Raw genomic sequence first — 22,589 nt, 5'->3', positions numbered from 1 at the left:
CCTTGTGGACATCTTGGCCCCAAGCTCAACAATTCAAAGGTTCTTAATACCAGTGAACGATTACAGGTTAGCCGTTTTTAATACCGATTTTTTGATTTCATCCTCCCCTCTCGGTAGACGGTCAGTTTTTGCCGTTCATCGGTCATGCGACACATGTCCGTAAAAAAATGAGCACCCCGCCGTGCACGAGGATGCTCTAGACGCTAATAGTTGTAGGTATATCCGCCGGCATCACCGCGGTTAAAAGACTTGGCATGCTCGATCGCCTGCCCACTCGAGTCATAGGTCATGCATTCCAGTACGAGCGCCAGGTCGCCCGGCTCAAGATTGAGCAAACTCGCATCGCGTGCGCCCAGCGCTTCAATATCGAGTTTCTCAATCGACTTGTCCGGTTTGCGCCCCAACATGTCGTAGGTCTCGAACAGGCTGAAGACCGAAATGTCCACGTCTTCGATGCCCGGAAACAGCAGACACGGAATCAGCGTCATCTCAATCGACACGGGCTCCCCATCAATGCAGTTGAGACGGCGCACCGAGTAAAGCAGATCGTCCTCGGCGATGCCAAACAGGTCGGCGTAATACGGGCCGGCGTAGCGTTTGGAGCGCGCCAGAATGCGCACCGACGGCGTCGCGCCCGACGCCAGAACCGACTGACGGAAGCCGCCCTTGCGTTCGTGCTCGTCAAACCACTTGTGTCCCACAAAGGCGCCCTTGCCCTGCACGCGACGAATCTGGCCACTTTTGACCAGCTCGTCCATGGCACTTCGGATTGTCAGGCGCGTCGTGCCAAACTCCTCGGCCAGCTCGTTTTCGGACGGAATCATCGAGCCCGTCGGGTAGTCGCCGCGCTCGATTCGCTCCGCAATGCAGCGGCGAATTTGTTTGTAAACCGGCAAGTCTTCTACTGCATCAGCCATTCGACACCTACCTTCGTCGCAACGCCGTCTGCCTCGCCGTTATCGGCAAAACGATACTTGGTCGGCAGAATCACGGACTTGCAATACTCGACAAAGCCATCGTTCTCGTCACGCTCGTGCGAAGCCTTGTAAAACACCGGCGTGCCCTCCTGAGCACCCAGCAACTTGGCCTCGTCGGCGTTCAGACGGCTGATGGAAATATGCTCCTTGCCGTGCGTCACATGGACATTCCCTTCTTTGAGCAAAACGTCGTAGAGGCTTTCCTGCTCAAAATCGTGATCGGGAAGCGAGGGGCACATAGACAGATTGACGTGGGCCGTCTCAATCGACGCCGGGGAACCATTAACCACGCGCACACGTCGAATGCAGAAGAGCGGCATGCCCAGGTCAATCTGGGCTTTTTGGGCAAGATCGATATCGGCATACACGACCTTGGACCAAACCAGGCGTGCGGTCGACTTTGAGCCAACCCTCTCCACCGCCTGCGTATAGTTCCATGTTTCCTGAAAGATGTTCAGCGGTTTGGGAGGACACACATAGGTGCCCGAACCGCGGCGGCTTTCCAAAGTTCCGCACGAAATAAGGCGCGTGATCGCAGCACGCAACGCCGTGCGCGACACGCCCAGCTCTTCACAGAGCACACGCTCGGCGGGCAGCCGGTCGCCACTCTGCAGGTCATAATGTTTGATATACCAAAGAATGCCCTCAAAGGCGCGATCTTTGGGCGGAATCGCATATGGTTCACTCGACATGGGCAAGACTCCTCAACCGCTTGATGCTGCAGGAATCATTGCTCCGGACGCCCCATGGCGTCGAAGGCTTCTTTGATCTGCTCCGCAACGTTCCGATACGACCGATATAGGCCGGAGTCTCGCTTGACTTCGCCCGCGGTCACCGGAATCTCAAGCTTCGAAATCTCATCCTTGCCGGTTTGCACGACAACGATGACACCCATACCAAGGCACATATTACGCTTGGCAGCGTTGTTTTTGGTAGCCTGAGCTGGATTAATCAAAATCTGCTGAGCCAGTTCGCGTTTGCTGAGCTCCGGCACATCCTCGGGATTTCCGGTCTCGGCAATCTCGCACTGCAGCACATCCGCATAGTCAAAAATCTTCGGCTCGCCGCCGCGCTGATGCACGGCCCACTTGCGGCGCGTGGCATCCTGGTAGATAGCCGGCAAAAACGTAAACCGCGGTGGGTCCAAAATCGTATCCGTGATGGTAAACACATCGGGATCAAAGGCATCCTGCGGGTTTTTCTTCTTGAACAGCCCCATATCAGCCTCCCGTACTAGCATTAAACAACTCAAGCTGAATATAGCACCAATTTCAAGCCGCTGCCTTACCCTATCGGTGCGCGGCGTCTATGGCTCGCCCAGCGGAAGAGTTAACGGACGAGGGCCGGGGTGCCTGCCGGCAAATAGCGGACACTCCGCATGCAATCTATGCAAACAAACAAGTGCGCTTAACTATATTCGGTAAGGTCAAGCACACTGCCCTTCACGATAAGCGCCGGCTCCAGAACGACCTCTTCGGCACGTCTACCGCCCCTACCGGCAAGACGCTTGGACATGCAGCCAAAAGCATGCTCCGCGAGGACACCAGGGTCCTGCTCAATCGCGGTCAGCGCCGGCTCAAAGAGAACGTCGGCCGCCGAGTTGTCATAGCTTACGACCGAGATATCGCCCGGGATGCTCTTCCCCATCTCGTGCAAGCGCTTGAGCAAACCGAGGGCAATGTTGTCCGAGCTTGCGAACACGGCGGTGGCGTCGGTTGCGAGCACCGCCTCCGAGGCCTCGTAGGCGCTCGGAATGTAGTACTCGCTCTCAAACTCCAGGCGCGCGTCGATGGGCAGTCCCACCTCGCGCAGTGCGCGCTCATAGCCAGCAAGTCGCTTGCGGCCCGTATTGGAGCGACGCGCGTTAACCAAGCAGGCAATGCGACGGTGGCCTTGCTCGATCAGATAGCGGGTGGCCATGTAGCCGCCCATCTCGTGGTCGAACATCACCTTGTCGCACTCGAGGCCCTCAATGGCGCGGTCGACCATCACGGCAGGAATGGGCAGATGGCTCACTTCCTCGCGCAGGGCGCGATCGTCGGAGAACTCGTCACCCACTACCAGAAAGACGCCGTCGACGCCGCGCGTCACCAGCTGGCGCAGCAGTTCCAAATCGTCATCGGCGCTTCCGCCCGAGCTGGTAATAAAGAGCGCGTAACCGTCCTCGCGGCAGCGCTTTTCCAAGCTGCCGGCAAGCGAGGCAAAAAAGCGACTCTCGATATTGGGAACGATAAGGCCCAGTGTGCGCGACTCGCGCATGACCAGGCTGCGCGCGATCTGGTTAGGAACATAGTGGTTGCGCGCCGCAACCTCCTTGATGAGCTTGCGGTTTTCTTCCGAGATGCGACAGGGCCGATTATTGAGAACAAGCGAGACCGACGAAGGGGAAAGCCCCACCTCCTGGGCGATCTGCTTGAGGGTGACTTTGTTGGCCATCTCGCTCCTTCCGGGTTTACGCGCAATCTCTTGAAAGTATAGCGACTGCCCATCTACCTCGGTGATAAACACTTTACCAATCCGGTGGACGGCTGTTTTATCGCCGTCAGCGCACCAAATCCGTCCAGGTGGGGTATATTGCAATCGATTGATGACAACAACCACCAAAAGGCGGATATTCGTATGCACGAGAACGACTTTTTTAACGAGGACCTGCTTTGCGCGCTCGCCGGCGTTGCCGGCGAGGACAACGTACTCATGAGCGAGCCCATGCGCGAGCACACCACGTTTAAGATCGGCGGCCCGGCCGATGTCTTTGTCACGCCCGACACCGAGCAGGGCCTCGTCGCCACGCTCGATACCTGTTATCGCTGCGATCTACCGCTCACCATCGTAGGCAACGGCTCCGACTTGCTCGTTGGCGACAAGGGCATCCGTGGCGTCGTCGTGGCGCTGGGCAAAGGTCTCTCCGACATCACCGTCGATGGCATGCGCGTCACGGCGGCAGCTGGCGCCTTGCTTTCCGATGTCGCCGCGGCTGCCGCCGAAGCCTGCCTCACCGGCATGGAGCCCATCTCGGGCATCCCCGGATCGGTCGGCGGCGCCTGCTACATGAACGCCGGAGCTTACGGCGCCTGCATGGCCGATGTGCTGGAGTCCGTGCGCGTCTACAAACCCGCTCGCCAGCTCGACGACGGCACCCGCGGCAGCGGCAATATCATTGAGTTCGATGTCGATGAGCTCAACCTGGGCTATCGCAAGAGCCGCATTGCCGACGACGGCTTCATCGTGCTTTCGGCCACCTTCAATCTCGCTCCGGGCAACGCCGCGATGATCAAGGCCGACATGGACGACTACCGCCAGCGCCGTGAGGACAAGCAGCCGCTCGACATGCCGAGCGCCGGCTCCACCTTCAAGCGCCCCGAGGGCTACTTTGCCGGCAAGCTCATCATGGATGCCGGCCTGCGAGGACACGCCGTTGGCGGCGCGCAGGTGAGCGAGAAGCACTGTGGCTTCATCGTCAACGCCGACCACGCCACCGCCGCCGACGTCGACGAACTCATCCGCGACATCCAAGCCAAAGTCAAAGAGCAGTTCGACGTAGACCTAGAACCCGAAGTCCACCGAGTAGGCGAATTTTTATAAAAAGAAGGCCCCGAAAGGGGCCTTCACCATATTCATTCAGATAACCCAGTCCGGTGTGTCGCGCCCCGAACCCGAGAGGGCCGCGTGCCCGCCCGCATTATATTTGATTGATCGCGAGTTCCGCACGCAAAGAAGGCCACTTAATGTGGCCTTCGTCTTGCGCAGGACTGCCCGAGCAGGCAATCAAATATAATGCGGGCGGGCACGCGGCCCCGTCGGCTTTACGACAGCGCAATACCGCCGAGCCAGCCCCAACGCACGCCAGAGCCAGTGCCATAGAAGCTAATAAACGAATCAAGCGACTTAGACGTAATGGCGCCCTCATTGCTCATGACGATGCCGCCGCCAACATAGATGCCCACGTGGCCATAGATCAGACCCGGCATGCCGGTGCCGCTATGCGATGAGTCGGCCACGATCATGCCCACCTGCAGCGCCGAGCGGTCGGAGCTATAGCACCAGGCGTTAAACATGTCGCACGCATTGCCGCCAAAGTAGCCAACGCCGGCGTTACGGAAGACATTGGTGACCCACGCCGCGCACCAGTTCTGACCCGGCGAAGGCGTGGAGTAGCACGCGTTGACGACAGCCTGCTGCTTGCCCGAGCCGGCATTCTGCTGCGGAGTTCCGGGCGCATACGATCCGCCACCCGAGCTCGAACCACCCGAGTAGGAATTGTTCTTGTTCGCGGCAGCCGCGGCAGCGGCAGCCTTCCTAGCAGCCTCCTCGGCCTGGGCGGCAGCGAGGATCTCGGAATCGCGCTGAGCCATGAGCTCCTTGACGTCGTCGGAAAGACCGTTCAGCACAGTCTGGACTTCTTGCTGCTTGGCCTGCATATCCTGCATCTGAGCAGTCTGCTGGTCCTTGAGCTTCTCTAAGTCAGCTTTCTGCGACTCAAGCTCGGTCTTTTGCGCATCGAGCTCTTCCTGGATGGTCTGAATGTCCTCGATGGCGTCGCGGTCGCTCTTGTTGATCTTCTCAACGTAATGCGCGTTGGCGACGAGTTCCTCAAACGAGCCAGAGGCCAGCAGCAGCGACAGAATGTTCGTGCCGCCGGACTTGTAGCTGGCGGCCACGCGATCGGAAAGGTCGTTGCGCTTCTTCTTGAGCTCGGCCTTCTTTTCATCGATCTGGGCCTGCGTGTCGTCAATCTTGCCCTGGACATTCTCGATGTCGTTGAGGGTCTGGGCATTCTTGTTGGCCAGCGCCGCATACTCATTTGCGATGCTGTCGAGCTGGGCCTGAACCTCGTCGAGCTGGGCCTGGGCGGCATTCAGTTTATCGGTTGTTTCTTTGGAAGCCTCCGCCGCATGGGCGCGAGCGGGCAGGCCAAAAAGAACTGCCGCAGAAGCGGCGCCGAACAGGGCCTTGAGGGCAGTGCGGCGCGAGAGCTCCTGGGAAAGGATGGAATCGCTGTTTGGTGACATATGTACTCCGTTACATGTTTATTTATATGTCGCTCAACTCATACATATTAGCGTACATATGGCGCGTCCCAACGATTTCCACGAACGGCAGGAAACTACAAGGTCAGCGGCTCGTAAGCAAATGCCAAAGATCAGGTTATGCGTACGCAAGCTCTTCTATGAGTACGTTAGCACAATCCTCTGCTTTTCCTACAGCGCACGATTTGGGCGTCCCTGCCTGCGCTATACTCCCCTGAAGAAGTGTTCTTGATTCGATAGGAGACTACATGTCCAAAGCACTCGACCCCAAAGACACCTGTGTCCTCGTTACCGGTGGCGCCGGCTTTATCGGCTCGCACACCGTCGTTCAGCTGCTCGAGGGTGGCTACCAGGTCGTCATCGTCGATGATCTCTCCAACTCCAGCGCCGTCGCCGTCGACCGCGTCAAGACCATCGTGGGCGACGAAGCCGCCAAGAACCTCACCTTCTACGAGGCCAACGTGCTCGACCGCGATGCGATGAACAAGATCTTCGATACCCATCAGATCGACCGCGTCATCCACTTTGCCGGCTTTAAGGCCGTCGGCGAGTCGGTGAGCAAGCCCGTCGAGTACTACCACAACAACATCGAGAACACCCTGGTGCTCATCGACGTCATGCGCAACCATGGCTGCAAGTCCATCATCTTCTCGAGCTCCTCGACCGTCTACGGCGACCCGGACAACCCGCCCGTCACCGAGGAGGATCCTAAGAAGCCCGCGACCAACCCCTATGGTTGGACCAAGTGGATGATCGAGCAGATCCTTATGGACGTCCACACCGCCGACCCCGAGTGGGACGTCGTGCTACTCCGTTATTTCAATCCCATCGGCGCCCATCCGTCGGGCCTGATCGGCGAGGATCCCAAGGGCATCCCCAACAACCTGGTGCCCTATGTCGCCCAGGTCGCCGTGGGCAAGCTCGAGGCCGTTCAGGTCTTTGGCAACGACTACCCCACCCCCGACGGCACCGGCGTGCGCGATTACATCCACGTGTGCGATCTGGCATCTGGTCACGTGGCCGCCCTCAACTGGATGAACGGCAAGACCGGCGTCGAGATCTTTAACCTGGGCACCGGCACCGGCACCTCGGTACTCGAGGTCGTTGCCGCCTTCTCCAAGGCTTGTGGCAAGGAGCTGCCCTATGTGATCCGCGAGCGCCGCGCCGGCGACATCGCTGCCAACTGGTGCGATGCCTCCAAGGCCGAGCGCATGATGGGCTGGAAGGCCCAGTACGACATCGCGGACATGTGCCGCGATAGCTGGAACTGGCAGAGCCACAACCCCAACGGCTTCGCCGACGCCGAGTAGCAAAAACCTACATACCGCTCTTGCCCCGATCTCACGTTGTGAGGTCGGGGCTTTTTTCATGGCATGTAACCATTCGCCGAAAATCGACCAACTTTTTTATCTTGCCTGTACATGTTTAAACAACATGTTTTACAATAGGCGTATCGAATCAGAACATCGGAGGCGGACTGCACACCCATCGGCAGGCCGACCCCACAACAAGAAGGTTGGTGAGCGCATTCATGGAGCGTGCAAGCGGCGTCCTCATGCCCGTCTCATCTCTGCCCGGACCATACGGAATCGGCGGCTTTGGCTGGAATGCCTACGACTTCGTCGATTTTCTCGCCTCGTGCAAACAACATTACTGGCAGATTCTGCCCCTTACGACGACCAGCTATGGCGATTCGCCCTATCAGTCGTTCTCGGCCCGCGCAGGCAACCCCAACTTTATCGACTTTGCCGAGCTTATCGAGACAGGGTATCTGGAGCAGCGCGATATCGATGGCGTGTACCTGGGATCCGACCCCAGCAATGTTGACTACGGTGCTATCTTTGGCGGCCGCCGTCAGATTCTCGACCGCGCCGCCGAGCGCTTTGCTGCCGACAAGCCGGCCGATTTCGATGACTTTATCCAGGCCAACGAGGACTGGCTCATCCCCTACTGCGAGTTCATGACCGTCAAAGAGGAGTGCGGACTCAAGGCGTTTTGGGAGTGGCCCGCAGAACTGCGCACCCGCGGCGAAGCATCTGCCAAGGTCTGCGCCGCCCATCCCGCGCGCATGCTCTACCACCAGATGACGCAGTATTTCTTCGACCGCCAATGGAGCCGCCTCAAGGCCTATGCCAACGAGCGCGACATTCTCATCATCGGCGACCTGCCCATCTATGTCTCGCGTGACTCCGTCGAGATGTGGGCGACGCCTGAGCTCTTTAAGATCGACGCCGCCGGCAATCCCGTGAGCGTCGCCGGCACGCCGCCCGACCAGTTCTCGGCCACCGGCCAGTACTGGGGCAACCCCATCTACGACTGGGACGCCATGGAGTCCGACGGCTTCTCCTGGTGGGAGGGCCGCATTCGCGCCGCCCTCGACATGTACGACGTCATCCGCCTGGATCACTTCCGCGGCTTCGAGGCCTATTGGGAGGTGCCGTTCTCCTCGCCCGATTCGTCCTACGGTTCGTGGACGCAGGGTCCCGGCCTCAAGTTCTTCAAGACGCTCGAGGAAAAGCTCGGCACGCTGCCCATCATCGCCGAGGACCTGGGCTTCCTCACCCCCGGCGTCATCGACATGCGCGACAACTCGGGCTTCCCCGGCATGAAGATCCTGCAGTTTGCCTTTGAGGGCACCAACTCGTACTACCTGCCGCATAACTACATCGCCAACACCGTCGCCTATGTGGGCACCCACGACAACGAGACGGCGCGCGGTTGGTTTGAGGGAACGGCCACCCCGCGTCAGCGCGAGCAGGCAGCCCTGTACACCCATCAGCAGGCCGGCGAACCCATGGCAGATGCACTCAATCGCACCATCGCCGCCAGCGTGAGCGACACGTGCATCTACACCATGCAGGACCTGCTCAACTTGGGCAACGAGGCGCGCATCAACACCCCTGCCACGCTGGGCGGCAACTGGACCTGGCGCATGCTCGACGGCGCCATCACCCGCGAGCTCGAGCACAAACTCACCGACTGGACCGAGACCTACTTCCGCATCCCGTCGGAAGCCGAAATCGAGCTTCCTCAATAGGAGCTACCGCGCCCGACCCCTCCCCACCGTGCGGACGCGCTTGCTTTTCCCGCGTGAGGCCACCCCAATCCCCTCGCGCGGGCTTCTTATGAATTGCAGACATGAAACAACCCATCACAGGAGAAAACATGCCCCAAATTAACCTCATGGAACTCGCCGAGCAGTCTTTTGGCACCTCGCTCGAGCAGCTCGACGACCGTCGCATTTACAAGCTGCTGGTCAAACTCGTGCAGGAGCGCTCCGCCGCCTGCCCGCTCAACAACGGCAAGAAAAAGCTCTATTACATTTCCGCCGAATTTTTGATCGGCAAGCTGCTCATCAACAACATGATCGACCTCGGCATCTACGACGAGGTTAAGGACCAGCTCACCGCCGCAGGTCACGACCTCAACAAGATCGAGGAATTCGAGGTCGAGCCGTCACTCGGCAACGGCGGCCTGGGCCGCTTGGCCGCATGCTTCCTGGATTCCATCGCCACGCTGGGCTTGACCGGCGATGGCGTGGGCCTCAACTATCACTACGGTCTGTTCCGTCAGCGCTTTGTCGACAACCAGCAGAAGGCCGTCCCCGACGAGTGGCTCGGTGAGCAGGACATCCTAGTCGACGATGACCACTCCTACACCGTCGAGTTCGGCGATTTTGCCGTTACCTCCAAGCTCGTCAACATCGATGTGCCCGGTTACGGCCAGTCCACCAAGAACCGCCTGCGCCTGTTCGACCTGGCGAGCGTCGACGACGGCCTGGTCCCCGGCAGTTCCATCGACTTCGACAAGACCGAGATCGCCAAGAACCTCACCTTGTTCCTCTACCCCGACGATTCCGACGAGCAGGGCCGCCTACTTCGCATCTATCAGGAGTACTTCATGGTGAGCAACGCCGCCCAGCTCCTGATCGACGAGGCCGTCGAGCGCGGCAGCAACCTGCACGATCTGGCCGATTACGCCGTTGTCCAGATCAACGACACGCACCCCACCATGGTCATTCCCGAGCTCATTCGCTTGCTCACCACCGAGCATGGCATCGAGTTTGACGAGGCCGTGACCATCGTACGCTCCATGGTCGCCTACACTAACCACACGATTCTTGCCGAGGCGCTCGAGAAGTGGCCGCTCGCCAGCCTACAGAAGGTCTCCCCTGCCATCGCCGACATTATCGTCAAGCTCGATGAGATCGCGAAGGCCGAGCACGATGACCCGCGCGTCGACATCATCGACAAACACGATACCGTCCACATGGCCCACATGGACATCCACTTTGGCTTCTCCATCAACGGCGTAGCCGCCCTCCACACCAAGATCCTGGAGGACACCGAGCTTCATCCGTTCTACGAAATCTATCCCGAGAAGTTCTCCAACAAGACCAACGGCATCACCTTCCGCCGCTGGATCCATGGGGCCAACCCCGCGCTCGCCAGCCTGCTCGACGATGTGATCGGCACCGACTGGCGCAGCACCGGCGATCTGAGCAAACTCGCCAAGTTCGCCGACGACAAGGACGTTCTTGAGCGCCTGGCCGCCACCAAGGTCGAGGCCAAGGCCATCATGCGCCAGTTCATGGCGCTCGAGCAGGGCGTGACCATTCCCTCCAACGCCATCATCGACGTCCAGGTCAAGCGCATCCACGAGTACAAGCGCCAGCAGATGCTCGCGCTCTACATCATCTGGAAGTACCTCGATATCAAGAACGGCAACAGACCTAAGCACCCCGTCACCATCATCTTTGGCGGCAAGGCGGCGCCTGCCTACACTATCGCGCAGGACATCATCCATCTGATCTTGACGCTGTCGCAGTGGATTGCAAACGACCCCGACGTGGCTCCCTACCTGCAGGTTGTCATGATCGAGAACTACAACGTCACCGCCGCCGAGCGCGTGATCCCCGCCGCTGACATCTCCGAGCAGATCAGCCTGGCCTCCAAGGAGGCGAGCGGCACCTCCAACATGAAGTTCATGCTCAACGGCGCCCTAACCCTGTGCACGCTCGACGGTGCCAACGTGGAGATTGCCGAGCTCGTGGGCGACGAGAACATCTACACCTTTGGCGCCTCGTCCAAACAGGTCGAGCAGCTCTATGCCGACGGCACCTATGACGCCGGTGTGCTCTACCGCAAGCCCGGCATTAAACTGCTGGTGGACTTCATCACCAACCCGGCCTTTATGGCGACCGGCAATGCCGAGCGCCTGCAGCGCCTGCACGATGACATTAAGGGCAAGGACTGGTTTATGGCCCTGCTCGACATTGAGGAGTACATCCAGACCAAGGAGCGCGTGCTGGCCGACTACGAGGACCAGGACGCCTGGATGCGCAAGGCGCTCATCAATATCGCCAACGCCGGCACCTTCTCGTCCGACCGCACCATCTCCCAGTACAACGACGAGATCTGGCACCTGAACTAATTTCACTTCCCTTACCCATCCTCTTGAGAAACGGAGTCGTGGCAACACGGCTCCGTTTTTTGTGCCCGCACGTTATCCTGTGACCCGACTCGACCGAAGAATCTCGATCTGTAACAGCTACTCGGTAAAAACGGCCCCAGCTGTTACAGATTGAGACATACCGGCCCCTCCCCTTGGGTTTATCTCAATCTGTAACATCTAACGTCCGAAATCGGCCCTACCCGTTACAGATCGAGACAAACGACCGGTCAGACAATCCCAGCACAAAGAAAGGCTCCCCTCTCGCCCAGTGGACGGGAGGGGAGCCTTATATGTGACCGCGGCAAAAGGATGGCAATACCGCAGTCGCCCAAAGGGAGGGCCCGGATGCACCAGGCCTAGATAAGGTTCTTGCCAGAGACCTTATCGAAGAGGTGGGTCGCGTTCTTCTCGAACTTGAACCAGATGGGGTCGCCCGCCTTGAGCGCGCCCTTGGCCTCAAGGTCGACAACGGGAATGATCAGGACGAACTGGCCATCGGGAGCGGTCACGTGGACATGCTCGGTCGAACCCATGAGCTCGGTCACCTCGACGGTGCCCTGGAGCGCACCCTCCTCGCCCTTGTCGGCAAGCAGAATCTGCTCGGGGCGCACGCCGGCCGTGATCTCCTTCACGTCGCCGTCGTCCCAGTTGAGGGCAAGCTGAGCGCAGGTCTCGGGAGCGAGCGCCACGTTCATATCCTCGGTCTTGACGGTAAAGCCGTCGCCCGAGCGCACCAGTTGGGCATCGAAGAAGTTCATCTGCGGCACGCCGATAAAACCGGCGACGAAGATGTTCGCGGGATGGCTGAAAACCTCCTGCGGCGTGGCGATCTGCTGGACGACGCCGTCCTTCATGACCACGATGCGATCGCCGAGGGTCATGGCTTCGGTCTGGTCGTGGGTGACGTAGATGAACGTGCCCTTGATCTCGTGGCGCAGCTTGATGAGCTCGGCACGCATCTGGTTACGCAGCTTGGCGTCCAGGTTGGACAGCGGCTCGTCCATCAGGAAGACCTTGGGGTCACGCACGATGGCGCGGCCGATGGCGACGCGCTGACGCTGACCGCCGGAGAGCGCCTTGGGCTTACGGTCGAGGTACTCGGTGATACCCAAGATCTCGGCAGCGGAGCGAACCTTGCGGTCAATCTCGTCCTTGGGGACCTTCTTGAGCTCAAGCGTAAACGCCATGTTCTCGTACACCGTCATGTTGGGGTACAGAGCATAGCTCTGGAACACCATGGCGATGTCGCGGTCCTTGGGAGCGACGTCGTTGACGCGCTTGCCGTCGATGAGCACGTCGCCCGAGGTAATGTCCTCCAGGCCGGCGACCATGCGCATCGTCGTGGACTTACCGCAGCCAGAGGGGCCAACGAGGACGATGAACTCTTGGTCGTGAACGGTGAGGTTAAAGTCCTCCACCGCGAGCACGCCGTCCTCGGTAACCTTGAGGTTGTGCTTCTTCTCCTCGGTCTTCTTCTTTTTGCCAAAGAAGCCCTTCTTTTTGGACTCGTTGTTGGGATACACCTTCTGAACATGTTTGAGAACGATCTCGGCCATGTCTTTACCTTTCGATATGCGGCGCCGCGCTGAGGGGCGCCGCAGAAACTTGCAAAACAGTTACGGCATCAGCCCTTGACGGCACCTGCCACCACGCCGTCGATGATGTACTTCTGACAGAGGATGTACATGATAACGATGGGGATAACGACCATCATGATGCAGGCCATCATGGGGCCGAGCTCGACGTGGCCGTAGCCGCCGCGGAAGTACTGGATCAAGATAGGAATGGTCTTGTACTTGGTGGAGTCGAGCGTAAGGTAGGGCAGCAGATAGTCGTTCCAGACCCACATGGTCTCGAGGATGCCGACCGAAAGATAGGTGGGCTTCATGATGGGAAGGACGATCTTAAAGAACACCTGGACCGGGTTGCAGCCATCAATCATGGCCGCCTCCTCGATCTCGAGCGGGATGTTCTTTACAAAACCGGCGAACATAAAGACCGCCAGGCCCGCGCCAAAGCCGAGGTAGATAAAGCAGATGTTGAACGGCGTGTTGAAGCCGATGCGGTCCGCCAAATTGGACAGCGTGAACATGAGCATCTGGAAGGGCACGACCATCGAGAACACGAACAGGTAATAGAAGAAGTTCGAGATCTTGTTGTTGACACGAACCACGTACCAAGCGCACATGGAGCAGCACACCAAGATCAGCACGACCGACGTGACCGTGATGATGAGCGAGTACATAAATGCCGAGGCAAAGCCCTGCTCGTTAAGGGCGTGCATGTAGTTTGCGAGGCCGTTGAACGTCTCGGGCGTGAGCAGATCGAATGCCGTGGTGGTGCTGATTGCAGTCGCTTTCTTAAAAGAATTAAGCGCAATCATGAACACGGGGTAGATCCACGCGAGCGACAGGATCGTAAAGAAAATCGAGAGCGCGCGGTTGATAACCTTATCGCGTTTCATTACTGCTGCACCTCCTTGGACCTCGTGGCCTTAAGCTGGATCATGGAGATGGCCACGACCAGGATGCAGAAGATAACCGCCTTGGCCTGACCAATGCCCTGCCATGCGATACCGGCACGCGAATAGAACGTGTTGTAGATGTTCAGGGCGAGCATCTCGGTGGAGTGCGCGGGGGCGCCGCCGGTAAGGGCGAGGTTCTGGTCGAACAGCTTAAAGCCGTTGGTGATGGACAGGAACAGGCAGATGGTGATGGTCGGCATCAGGTTAGGGATCTTAACCTTCCAAAACGTCTGCCATGCCGTAGCGCCGTCGACCTTGGCGGCCTCGATGTAGTCGGACGGAATGGACTGCAGACCAGCGATGTAGATGATCATCATGTAGCCGACCTGCTGCCACAGGGTCAGGATGATAAGGCCCCAGAAGCCAGCAGCAGAGTTAAGGGCAATGAGCTGGGCGCCCACGTTGGAGAGTAGGCAGTTGATCAGAATCTGCCAGATGTAGCCCAGCACGATGCCGCCGATCAGATTAGGCATAAAGAAGATCGTACGGAAGATATTGGTGCCCTTGAGCGCTTTGCGGGTGAGCGCCTGCGCAATGGCGAGGGCGATCACGTTGATGAGCACCGTCGACAGGAAGGCAAACGCCACGGTAAAGAAGAACGACGTGGCAAACTGCGGATCGGACAGTGCGCGCACGTAGTTCTCGATACCGACAAAGTGCGTATTGTTGATGGTAATAAACTGGCAGAACGAGAGATAGAAGCCCTGGATAAAGGGGATCACGAACCCGATCATAAACGCCAGGCACGTGGGCAGCATAAAGAGCGGCCACCAGCGCTTGAGTGCTTTGCCCATAGAAGGGTCCTTTCAATATGCAGGGGGCGGGCAAACCAACGTCTGCCCGCCCCCTGTCGCTAATCAGATAGCTTGGGCAGCAACTACTTACTCGGAAGCAGCCTTCTCGGTCTTCCAGCCATCGACGAAGGCGTTCTTGACGCCGTCCCACTTGCTGTTGTCGGCAGCATAGGCGATCAGAGCCTGCTTGAGGTTCTTCTTCCACTCCTCAGAGGGGATGTAGACGAAGTCCCAAGCGACGGTCTTCTTGCCGTCCTTGGCCATGGCGACGGCCTGCTGCGAGAAGACATTGGTGGTTTCCTTGGCGCTCTTGAACGGGGCAGTCAGACCCATCTTGTCAGCGATGATGCTGGTGGCGGTGTCAGAAGTGACGCACCAATACATGAAGTCCTCGGTGGCCTTCTGGGCATCCTCGGAAGCCTGGGAGCTGACGCACCAGTAGTTCTCGCCGCCGGAGCACAGGCCCTGGTTCTCCTCGCCGTCGACACCGATGTAGATGGGCATCATGCCAATCTGATCGTCGGTCATGCCGGCCTTGACGAGGTCAGAGTAGGCCCAGGAGCCGTTCTGATAGAAGACGGCCTTGCCGGTTGCGAACTCGTTGGTGGCGTCGTCGCCGGTCTTGGAGGCAAGCTGCGAAGGATCGCAGGTGGAGTCGGTGATGTACAGGTCGAAAATCTGCTTGAAGTTGTCGAGATACTCGCCCTTGATCTCGTCGTCCTCCTGGTTGTGCTCCTTCTCGAACTCGTAGTAGAGCGGGAGGTTGGCGAGGTGGGTGGTGTAGCGCCAGCTGGAGGAGTCATCCATGCCAGCAGAAGTGAAGGCACCCTCAATGCCAAGCTCGTCCTTGCGGGCCTGGATGTCGTCGGCACAAGCCTTCAGCTTGTCGAAGGAGTTGATGTCCTCGGCCTTGTAGCCAGCCTTCTCGAGCAGCTGCTTGTTGTAGATGATGCCGTAGCTCTCCTGGACCCAGTCGATACCCAGATCCTTGCCATCGGACTGCAGAGCCAGGGAGTCGTCAATGAGCTCACCGCGGAGCTTGGTATCGGACAGGTCGGCGCAGTAATCCTTCCAGTTCTTAAGGCCGGTGGGGCCGTTGACCTGGAACAGGGTCGGAGCGGAGCTCTTGGACATCTCGGACTTGAGCTTCTCCTCGTAGGTGTTGGAGGCAGCGGTCACGATCTTGACCTCGACGCCCTTCTCCTTCTTATAGGCCTTGGCGATCTCCTTCCACTCCTTGTCGACCTCGGGCTTGAATTGGAGGAAGTAGACCTCGGCAGCGTCACCAGAAGCAGAGGAGCCGGAGCCGGCAGAACCACCGCAGCCCACGAGACCCAGACCAAGAACCGCAGCCGCGGAACCAGCAAAGCCCAGGAACTGCCTTCTGCTCATTTCGTTCTTCATTACAATCCACCCTTTCACACCGTGGCGGCACCCTTTGCCGCCGCCTTCGGAGATTGGCTCGGGGACTTTGCCCCTTTTGCTGATTTGAACGATACGCTATTTGGCTAGTTGTTTGAACAAGTATTACTAGAGCGGTAGAAAAACTTCGGTGAACGGTAATTTCAACTTGATACTTGACAAGTTTTGTATAAACAATTATTAGTTATCGAATGCAGAGAAAACGCCCGGTCAAGCCGATGTACCGTCGGTTTGACCGGGCGTTTTCTCTTTGAGGCCATGAGTCTCGTCAGGCTGCGAGCTAGCCGGCTATCGCTTGGAATTGACGCGGTAATGGAAGATCTCGGGGTGTGTGCGAGTGTGCGTCACCTCAAACAAGATGCCATCCGAGGTGTACGACTGACTCTCCATGACGGCAACGCAGTTGTATTTGCCGAGGTCAAGATAGCTACAGTCCTCATCGTTGGCGAGCTCGACACTCACCGTACGACGGCTCGCCATCACTTTGACACCGCGCTTGTGCTCCAGATAGCCGTAAATAGAATCTGCCGCGATCTCGGGAGTCAGGCCCTTGGCGATCGACGCCAAAAAATAGCCATGGTCCACTTGGCGCGCGTTGCCGTTGAGGCTTCGGACACGCACTACGCGAATCAACTCCTCGCCCACCTTAAAGCCCAGGTGACGAGAGAGTTGCTCGGTGCAAACCAGATGTTCGAAAGACTTAACGTCCGTCGATGCAACGGCATTGTTGCGCTTTGCAAACTCGCCAAACGACTCAACCTCTTCGAGTGCGCCCAACATGTCGGTTTCGCCCTTAAGCCAAATAACGCGCACGCCCTTGCCGTGTATGGGCTGCACAAACATCCCGTCGGCCAGCATACCCAAGGCGCGACGGACGGTATTGCGAGTGCATCCGAACTCCGCGGTCAGCTCGGCTTCGGTTGGCAGCATCTCCTGAAACGCATAGGTCCCATTAATGATGCGCGAGCGTATTTCTCGGTAGATTCCTTCGTATATCGCTTTTGGCATTGTTTCACCTCTACATTATTCATTTCCGGCTAGGCACGATAGCATTTCTTAAAGTTGTTTAAACCGAATATCGGTAAAGCGACAGGATTTAACCGTTGACGGTTTCTGTCATGCCCAAATCGGTTTCGCTCAAAACTGCCGGTACGACAATCGTCTGGTCCTCTACAATGAATCCATTGTTTAAACGTTTCCCCACGCGCAACGCGCCTCGATATTCGGAAGGCAGAACATGCTGCAAAAAATCCAACGCTTTGGCGGGGCAATGTTCGCGCCCGCCATGCTGTTTTCTATATCAGGCCTCATGGTCGGCGTCTCCGCTCTCGCAACGACTGCGGACATCGTCGGCGATCTCGCCGTATACGGAACCCCTTGGTACGTTTTCTGGGCTATCATCCAGCGCGGCTCGTGGACGGTCTTTAAACGCCTCCCGCTCCTTTTTGCCGTAGCGCTGCCCATCGGTCTTGCCCAAAAACAACCGGCTCGTTGCTGCCTCGAGGCTCTCGTCGCCTATTTTGCCTACTGCTTCTTTTTGAGCGAGATCATTAAGCTGAGCGGAGACAACCTTGGACTTGAGTACCCGTCATCTTTGACCTCCGCCAGCGGTATCACCGTCATCGACGGCATCAAGACGCTCGACACCGGCATTATCGGCCCGCTGGCGGTATCGGCAACCGTCGTCGCCATCCATGACCGCTTCTACGATGCCAAAATTCCCGATTGGCTCGGCACCTTCTCGGGCTCCTCGCTGGTCTACCTCATCAGCTTTTTTGCCGTGTTTGCCCTTGCCGCTATCTCGGCCGCCATCGTGCCCTACGTATACGATGTAACTGATACGCTGCGTCACGCACTTGCAGGCGTCGGTCCCTTTGGCGTGGGCATCTTTGTCTTTTTAGAACGAGCACTCGAGCCCTTTGGCCTGCACCACCTGCTCTACATGCCGATCTACTACGACAACCTGGTCATTAACGACGGCATCTACGCCACGTGGAGCAGTTTGCTCCCCATCCTCTCCCATAGCACGCGCCCCCTTAATGAACTTGCGCCGTGGGCCGGTTTTACCGCCACCGGCTGGGTCAAGCTCTTTGGCCTTCCCGCCATCGCAGCCGCGTTCTACTCCACCGCAAAACCCGAGCGCCGCGCCGGCCTCAGGGTCATCCTTGCTCCCGCCATCATCGCCTCGGTGGTTTGCGGCGTTACCGAGCCACTCGAGTTTCTCTTTATGTTCACCCACCCCGGGCTCTTTTTGCTCTACGCCGTCTTATCGTCTTGCCTTGCCACAACCATGAATCTCTTTGGCATCGTCGGCATCTTCTCGGGCGGCCTCATGGAGATGGCAGCCTTCAACTTTATTCCGCTCATGCGCACGCATGCCGGTGCCTATCTTTTGGCGCTCGGTATCGGCCTTGCCTTTAGCCTCATCTTTTTTGTTAGTTTTCGAGCACTCATCTTGGTCTATGACCTTAAAACACCGGGCCGCGAGGATCATGTTGCCAATCGCGCGGCAATCGATTGTTTAACGGGAAGCGACTTTGCCAAAGAGCAATCCCCCAATGACGAGGTCGATAGTCGATCCGATCAAGATCACGTCCTCGCTGAGCGGGTAATTCAGCTTTTAGGTGGCGTTGGCAATATCGTGGGCGCAACCAACTGCGCCACGCGCCTGCGCGTCGAGGTCGCAGACCCTTCCATCGTTGCAGATAACGCGTCGTTTGTCGCGGTGGGCGCCAAGGGCCTCATCATTACGGGCAAGACCGCCCAGGTGGTCATCGGCATCTCCGTTCCCCGCGTTAAAGAGCATTTTGACCAGATCATGGGCCTCGAGCCGGAATTTGTGCCCACCACCTCGGCCTCCCCTGCCGCCAGCGCAGCCCATAAGCGCGGCGATATCTGCTTCTTCGATATCGACGGAACGCTCGCCTGGCAAGACCCCAGGCTCGCCCAAGACCTTCCCGAAGACGAGCGGGACCTCTCCCCCTATCCCAACGAGGCGGTTTCGCAGGCAATCCGCGAGTTTGTCGCCAACGGCAACATGGCCTTTATCTGCACGGGGCGCACCCTCAGCTGCATCCACCCCAAACTTCTTGAGCTGCCCTGGACCGGCATCGTCTGTCTTGCGGGCGGTTACGCCGAGATCAACGGACACGCAATTCGCGATCTGTCGATGACGCCCAGCATGCTGCAGCATCTTGCCCCCTATCTTGAGCAATCGGGCGAGGTCATCCGCTTTGAGGGCCTCAACGGCGTCGTGCGCATGAGTGCCGATGCCCCCGATGCCCCCGGATACGCGCGCACCCTGGGCGACGCAGTCACGCAGCTGCAACATTACAGTGTCTACAAGATCTTGATGTCTACATCGCTCGCCAACCACATCGCTCAAGATAAGGCACTTGAGCCGCTGCTGTGCTTTAACGAGCTCGAACTCGAGGTAACCGAAATCTCGCCCCGCGAATGCACGAAGCGCGGGGGCATCCAGTCTGTACTCGACGCCCTCGACCCCCACCACGGAACCGTATACGGCATTGGCGACGCCAGCAATGACGTCTCGCTGATGAACGCCGTCGATGTCGGTATCGCCATGGGCAATGCGCCGGACTATCTCAAGGATAAGGCCGATTACGTGACCGACACCGTCGATCACGACGGTGTCGTTGCGGCGCTCGAGCATTTTGGGCTGATTTAGGCGCGCTCCATCAAACGCACGCCCGTTGTCCCAAATCGCCAAAACTGCCGCGCCAAACGCCCTAATGTGGCAATATGTTGTCTGCATATTGCATCAACGCAACCTCAGAAAGAATGCGAGAACCCGTGTCCAGTCCGTTTACCAGCTTTTTAGCCCAGCACTTTGACCAGATTAACGACTATCTGGCCACGTTCTTTGACGGACAGGCGACCTCTGCCGATATCGAGCGCTACCTGTATGCGCCGCTCTCGGCTTTTACGGCCAACGCCGGCAAGCGCCACCGCCCGCTTATCTGTATGCTCGCCGCAACCGCAGTGGGCGGTAGCTTTGAGAGCGCCCGCAGCGCCGCGGCAGCCATCGAGCATTTCCAGTCGGGCGCGCTGATCCACGACGACATCGCCGACAACGGACAGCTTCGTCGAGGCAAGCCCTGCATGCACCTTACCGAGGGCACGGGCCTTGCCATCAATTGCGGCGACTTGGCGCTCACCATGGTCACCAAGACGGTTCTCGACGACCCCACGCTGGAGTCCGACGTGAAGCTGCGCGTGCTCCACGAGCTTACCGAGATGATCGTCCGCACCATCGAGGGTCAAGCGCTCGACCTGGGTTGGGTCCGTGACGGGCGCTTTGATATCTCGGTTGATGACTACCTGGACATGGCGACGCACAAGACCGCGTTTTACAGCGGAGCCACGCCGCTTGCCGCCGGAGCCATTATCGGCGGCGGCAGCGATGAGCAAATCGAAGCGCTGCGCGCCTTTGGCCTACACACAGGCCTCGCCTTTCAGATTCAGGACGACCTGCTCAACCTTGTCGGCACTAAGGAAGCCGCCAACAAGGACTTCCGCACCGACATCACCGAGGGCAAGCGCACGCTTGTCGCCGTACACGCCCTCTCTGATGAGCGCCACCACGACGAGGTCGAGGCGATTCTTTCCTCGGGCACCGATGATCCCGCGCAGCTCGCACGCGCCGTGGAGATCTTCCAGGAGACCGGCTCCATCGATTACGCCCACACTTACGCGCTCGACCTGACCGCTAAGGCCAAAGCGGCCATCGAGAACGTTGAGCTTGATCCGCACGCACGCGAGCTGTTCCTCTCCATGGCAGATTTCTTTGTGGAGCGCCTTAACTAACGGGGGTTATAAAACCTGTCAGCAGCGTATTTAGGCACAACTTGCTATACTGTTGAGTGCATGTTTATGCATCCCTTTGCGTTGTCTATCCGACAGACGCTCAAATAGTACGAATGGTACGCCGAAAGGGGTTCGTTCATGGAACCTATTATCACGGGCATGCAGGGAGCAGCCGTCGAGGATGTTCAGTCCCGTCTTCTGCAGCTCGGTTACACCATCGATGCCGACGAGGTCGCCGACAAGCGCTTTGGGACCACCACCGAGCAGGCCGTTGGCACGTTTAGGCTCGATAGCGGCCTTGCGGCCGGTTACGCCGTCGATATCCCCTGTTGGAGCGCCCTTGTAGACGCTTCGTACAAGTTGGGCGACCGCACGCTCTATCTTCGCATGCCCAATTTTCACGGCGCCGATGTGCAGGCCCTGCAGCGCGCTCTCAACGTTTTGGGCTTTGCTTGTGGCGAAGACGACGGCTACTTTGGTCCGCATACCGAGGCCGCCCTGCAGCAGTTCCAGGAAAATGTCGGCCTGTTTGCCGACGGCATGGCCTTCCAGGACACCTACGCCTACATCAACCGCCTGCACCATGTGTGGGAGGGCAAGCCCTCGGTCACCGAAGCCGAGTCTCGCATCGGTTTTGCTCGCGCCGCCAACGTGCTCGAGCGCTTCCAGATTGCCGTTATCGGCGAGGACCCCATTGCACGTAGCGTAGCGTCGCGCATGTGGAACATCGCCACGGCGACGACCGACAACAGCGGCATGATGCTTTGCGATTCCGAGGTTCCGACCGACGTGGATTTGGTGCTCGAGATTGCAAGCGATGAGCTGCCCGCAGATGCAGCGCCGCGCGCCACAATCGCCCTTGCCGAATGTCACAACCTGGCGCAGCGCATCCGCACTGCCAACGTCGCCGCGCAACAAAAGCCTGCGCGCATCCGCATTGAGCTCACGGGCATGACGCGCTACAACGGAACCTTCACGGCCAGCGACGCGCAGACACTCGCCGTACGCCTGCTCGATGGCGTTTGCGATGCCCTCGCAGATTAGGTAAACTAAACGAGTTGCTTTTGGGCAACACCACACATTGGGACGTAGTTCAACGGTAGAACTCCGGTTTTTGGTGCCGGCTGTTGGGGGTTCGAATCCCTCCGTCCCAGCCATTAAAATTGAGCGCCCTGAGCCCATAACGGCCCAGGGCGCTTTCTTGTGGGCAAGCGGAGGGATTCGAACCCGCCAGGGTGCGGAGCTGAGGAAACGCGAAGGCGCCCCAAGCCCATTAGGACCAAGAGCGTCTTACATCTTGAAATATCAGCCCAATTCCGAAAAGCGAGCCGCCTTCTACAACGTGCCGTGTGGCCCCGACGGGCCGGGCATTAAGTTTGTCGCGAGTTCCGCACGAACAGGAGGCCACTTAACCTCGATGTTTTGGACGTGACAGACACTATGACCCAATCCGAGGGCACTAAAAAGATAGGAGCCCCCGCTCGTGACCGCGGGTCGGGGCTGCGACAATGATGTTGAAGTGCCATAGGCGCAGCCGCGCCGCAACGAGGTTGGGAGGCTCCCA

At 58.5% G+C, this 22,589-nt stretch carries 17 protein-coding genes and 1 tRNA gene; 8 read left to right on the top strand and 10 right to left on the bottom strand.

Annotated elements, in window-relative coordinates:
* Positions 1 to 203 precede the first annotated feature (203 nt).
* The 4 genes from ACESWY_RS07130 to ACESWY_RS07115 all read right to left on the bottom strand — a co-directional run bounded on the left by ACESWY_RS07130 (position 204) and on the right by ACESWY_RS07115 (position 3,413).
* Entirely contained in the window at positions 204 to 917 is a 714-nt protein-coding gene (locus ACESWY_RS07130; protein WP_195193111.1) for a GntR family transcriptional regulator, read from the bottom strand.
* A complete protein-coding gene (locus ACESWY_RS07125; RefSeq protein WP_373093790.1) occupies positions 902 to 1,669 on the bottom strand; it encodes a GntR family transcriptional regulator in 768 nt (255 codons plus the stop codon). The genes ACESWY_RS07130 and ACESWY_RS07125 overlap by 16 nt, the downstream gene beginning before the upstream one ends.
* A 35-nt stretch (positions 1,670 to 1,704) precedes the next feature.
* Positions 1,705 to 2,196: a hypothetical protein gene (locus tag ACESWY_RS07120; RefSeq protein ID WP_271740414.1), complete on the bottom strand. Its 492-nt coding sequence runs from the start codon at positions 2,194 to 2,196 to the stop codon at positions 1,705 to 1,707.
* Positions 2,197 to 2,384: 188 nt separating this feature from the next.
* On the bottom strand, positions 2,385 to 3,413 hold the full coding sequence (locus tag ACESWY_RS07115; RefSeq protein ID WP_117584258.1) for a LacI family DNA-binding transcriptional regulator: 1,029 nt from the start codon (positions 3,411 to 3,413) through the stop codon (positions 2,385 to 2,387).
* A 183-nt stretch (positions 3,414 to 3,596) separates the two neighbouring features.
* Between ACESWY_RS07115 and murB the strand changes: the two genes are divergently transcribed.
* Entirely contained in the window at positions 3,597 to 4,559 is a 963-nt protein-coding gene (murB, locus tag ACESWY_RS07110) for a UDP-N-acetylmuramate dehydrogenase (RefSeq protein ID WP_373093793.1), read from the top strand.
* Between the two features lie 221 nt (positions 4,560 to 4,780).
* On the opposite strand, the gene ACESWY_RS07105 is transcribed toward murB, so the two are convergent.
* Positions 4,781 to 5,986, bottom strand: coding sequence for a coiled-coil domain-containing protein (locus ACESWY_RS07105; RefSeq protein WP_349074973.1), 1,206 nt, complete (start codon positions 5,984 to 5,986; stop codon positions 4,781 to 4,783).
* A 266-nt stretch (positions 5,987 to 6,252) separates the two neighbouring features.
* Between ACESWY_RS07105 and galE the strand changes: the two genes are divergently transcribed.
* From galE to glgP, 3 genes are all read left to right on the top strand, one after another.
* Positions 6,253 to 7,314, top strand: a complete 1,062-nt coding sequence (galE, locus tag ACESWY_RS07100; protein ID WP_006235870.1) for a UDP-glucose 4-epimerase GalE — start codon at positions 6,253 to 6,255, stop codon at positions 7,312 to 7,314.
* Positions 7,315 to 7,523: 209 nt separating this feature from the next.
* On the top strand, positions 7,524 to 9,041 hold the full coding sequence (gene malQ / locus ACESWY_RS07095) for a 4-alpha-glucanotransferase (RefSeq protein WP_373093796.1): 1,518 nt from the start codon (positions 7,524 to 7,526) through the stop codon (positions 9,039 to 9,041).
* Positions 9,042 to 9,169: 128 nt separating this feature from the next.
* On the top strand, positions 9,170 to 11,437 hold the full coding sequence (gene glgP, locus ACESWY_RS07090) for a glycogen/starch/alpha-glucan family phosphorylase (RefSeq protein WP_225093983.1): 2,268 nt from the start codon (positions 9,170 to 9,172) through the stop codon (positions 11,435 to 11,437).
* Positions 11,438 to 11,814: 377 nt separating this feature from the next.
* On the opposite strand, the gene ACESWY_RS07085 is transcribed toward glgP, so the two are convergent.
* From ACESWY_RS07085 to ACESWY_RS07065, 5 genes are all read right to left on the bottom strand, one after another.
* The gene (locus ACESWY_RS07085; protein WP_373093799.1) at positions 11,815 to 13,014 is read right to left on the bottom strand and encodes an ABC transporter ATP-binding protein; all 1,200 of its coding nucleotides are present in this window, start codon (positions 13,012 to 13,014) and stop codon (positions 11,815 to 11,817) included.
* Between the two features lie 68 nt (positions 13,015 to 13,082).
* Positions 13,083 to 13,922 (bottom strand): carbohydrate ABC transporter permease, encoded by an 840-nt coding sequence (locus ACESWY_RS07080; protein WP_022095055.1) that lies wholly within the window; start codon positions 13,920 to 13,922, stop codon positions 13,083 to 13,085.
* Entirely contained in the window at positions 13,922 to 14,776 is an 855-nt protein-coding gene (locus ACESWY_RS07075; protein ID WP_055285610.1) for a carbohydrate ABC transporter permease, read from the bottom strand. Before ACESWY_RS07075 ends, ACESWY_RS07080 begins: the two co-directional genes overlap by 1 nt.
* 87 nt (positions 14,777 to 14,863) lie before the next feature.
* Positions 14,864 to 16,180 (bottom strand): ABC transporter substrate-binding protein, encoded by a 1,317-nt coding sequence (locus ACESWY_RS07070; RefSeq protein ID WP_195568732.1) that lies wholly within the window; start codon positions 16,178 to 16,180, stop codon positions 14,864 to 14,866.
* A gap of 306 nt (positions 16,181 to 16,486) precedes the next feature.
* A complete protein-coding gene (locus ACESWY_RS07065) occupies positions 16,487 to 17,206 on the bottom strand; it encodes a GntR family transcriptional regulator (RefSeq protein WP_035137765.1) in 720 nt (239 codons plus the stop codon).
* A 229-nt stretch (positions 17,207 to 17,435) separates the two neighbouring features.
* Here ACESWY_RS07065 and ACESWY_RS07060 point away from each other — a divergent pair, with 229 nt between their 5' ends.
* The 4 genes from ACESWY_RS07060 (at position 17,436) to ACESWY_RS07045 (ending at position 22,182) form a co-directional block, all read left to right on the top strand.
* Positions 17,436 to 19,886 (top strand): PTS transporter subunit EIIC, encoded by a 2,451-nt coding sequence (locus ACESWY_RS07060; RefSeq protein WP_055285614.1) that lies wholly within the window; start codon positions 17,436 to 17,438, stop codon positions 19,884 to 19,886.
* A 125-nt stretch (positions 19,887 to 20,011) separates the two neighbouring features.
* A complete protein-coding gene (locus ACESWY_RS07055; RefSeq protein WP_260699342.1) occupies positions 20,012 to 21,025 on the top strand; it encodes a polyprenyl synthetase family protein in 1,014 nt (337 codons plus the stop codon).
* A 138-nt stretch (positions 21,026 to 21,163) separates the two neighbouring features.
* Positions 21,164 to 22,069: a peptidoglycan-binding domain-containing protein gene (locus tag ACESWY_RS07050; RefSeq protein WP_373093803.1), complete on the top strand. Its 906-nt coding sequence runs from the start codon at positions 21,164 to 21,166 to the stop codon at positions 22,067 to 22,069.
* A 38-nt stretch (positions 22,070 to 22,107) separates the two neighbouring features.
* A tRNA-Gln gene (locus ACESWY_RS07045) sits at positions 22,108 to 22,182 on the top strand.
* The last annotated feature ends 407 nt before the right edge of the window (positions 22,183 to 22,589 follow it).

Source organism: Collinsella aerofaciens ATCC 25986, assembly GCF_964237925.1.
In the GTDB taxonomy this organism is placed as follows: domain Bacteria; phylum Actinomycetota; class Coriobacteriia; order Coriobacteriales; family Coriobacteriaceae; genus Collinsella; species Collinsella aerofaciens_BJ.
This window is presented reverse-complemented; position numbering and strand designations above follow the sequence as displayed.

What these genes read in the sequence shown, in the direction of transcription:
- ACESWY_RS07130 (WP_195193111.1), bottom strand. Translation starts at nt 917, where the DNA reads ATGGCTGATGCAGTAGAAGACTTGCCGGTTTACAAACAAATTCGCCGC.
- ACESWY_RS07125 (WP_373093790.1), bottom strand. Translation starts at nt 1,669, where the DNA reads ATGTCGAGTGAACCATATGCGATTCCGCCCAAAGATCGCGCCTTTGAG.
- ACESWY_RS07120 (WP_271740414.1), bottom strand. Translation starts at nt 2,196, where the DNA reads ATGGGGCTGTTCAAGAAGAAAAACCCGCAGGATGCCTTTGATCCCGAT.
- ACESWY_RS07115 (WP_117584258.1), bottom strand. Translation starts at nt 3,413, where the DNA reads ATGGCCAACAAAGTCACCCTCAAGCAGATCGCCCAGGAGGTGGGGCTT.
- murB (WP_373093793.1), top strand. Translation starts at nt 3,597, where the DNA reads ATGCACGAGAACGACTTTTTTAACGAGGACCTGCTTTGCGCGCTCGCC.
- ACESWY_RS07105 (WP_349074973.1), bottom strand. Translation starts at nt 5,986, where the DNA reads ATGTCACCAAACAGCGATTCCATCCTTTCCCAGGAGCTCTCGCGCCGC.
- galE (WP_006235870.1), top strand. Translation starts at nt 6,253, where the DNA reads ATGTCCAAAGCACTCGACCCCAAAGACACCTGTGTCCTCGTTACCGGT.
- glgP (WP_225093983.1), top strand. Translation starts at nt 9,170, where the DNA reads ATGCCCCAAATTAACCTCATGGAACTCGCCGAGCAGTCTTTTGGCACC.
- ACESWY_RS07085 (WP_373093799.1), bottom strand. Translation starts at nt 13,014, where the DNA reads ATGGCCGAGATCGTTCTCAAACATGTTCAGAAGGTGTATCCCAACAAC.
- ACESWY_RS07080 (WP_022095055.1), bottom strand. Translation starts at nt 13,922, where the DNA reads ATGAAACGCGATAAGGTTATCAACCGCGCGCTCTCGATTTTCTTTACG.
- ACESWY_RS07075 (WP_055285610.1), bottom strand. Translation starts at nt 14,776, where the DNA reads ATGGGCAAAGCACTCAAGCGCTGGTGGCCGCTCTTTATGCTGCCCACG.
- ACESWY_RS07070 (WP_195568732.1), bottom strand. Translation starts at nt 16,180, where the DNA reads ATGAAGAACGAAATGAGCAGAAGGCAGTTCCTGGGCTTTGCTGGTTCC.
- ACESWY_RS07065 (WP_035137765.1), bottom strand. Translation starts at nt 17,206, where the DNA reads ATGCCAAAAGCGATATACGAAGGAATCTACCGAGAAATACGCTCGCGC.
- ACESWY_RS07060 (WP_055285614.1), top strand. Translation starts at nt 17,436, where the DNA reads ATGCTGCAAAAAATCCAACGCTTTGGCGGGGCAATGTTCGCGCCCGCC.
- ACESWY_RS07050 (WP_373093803.1), top strand. Translation starts at nt 21,164, where the DNA reads ATGGAACCTATTATCACGGGCATGCAGGGAGCAGCCGTCGAGGATGTT.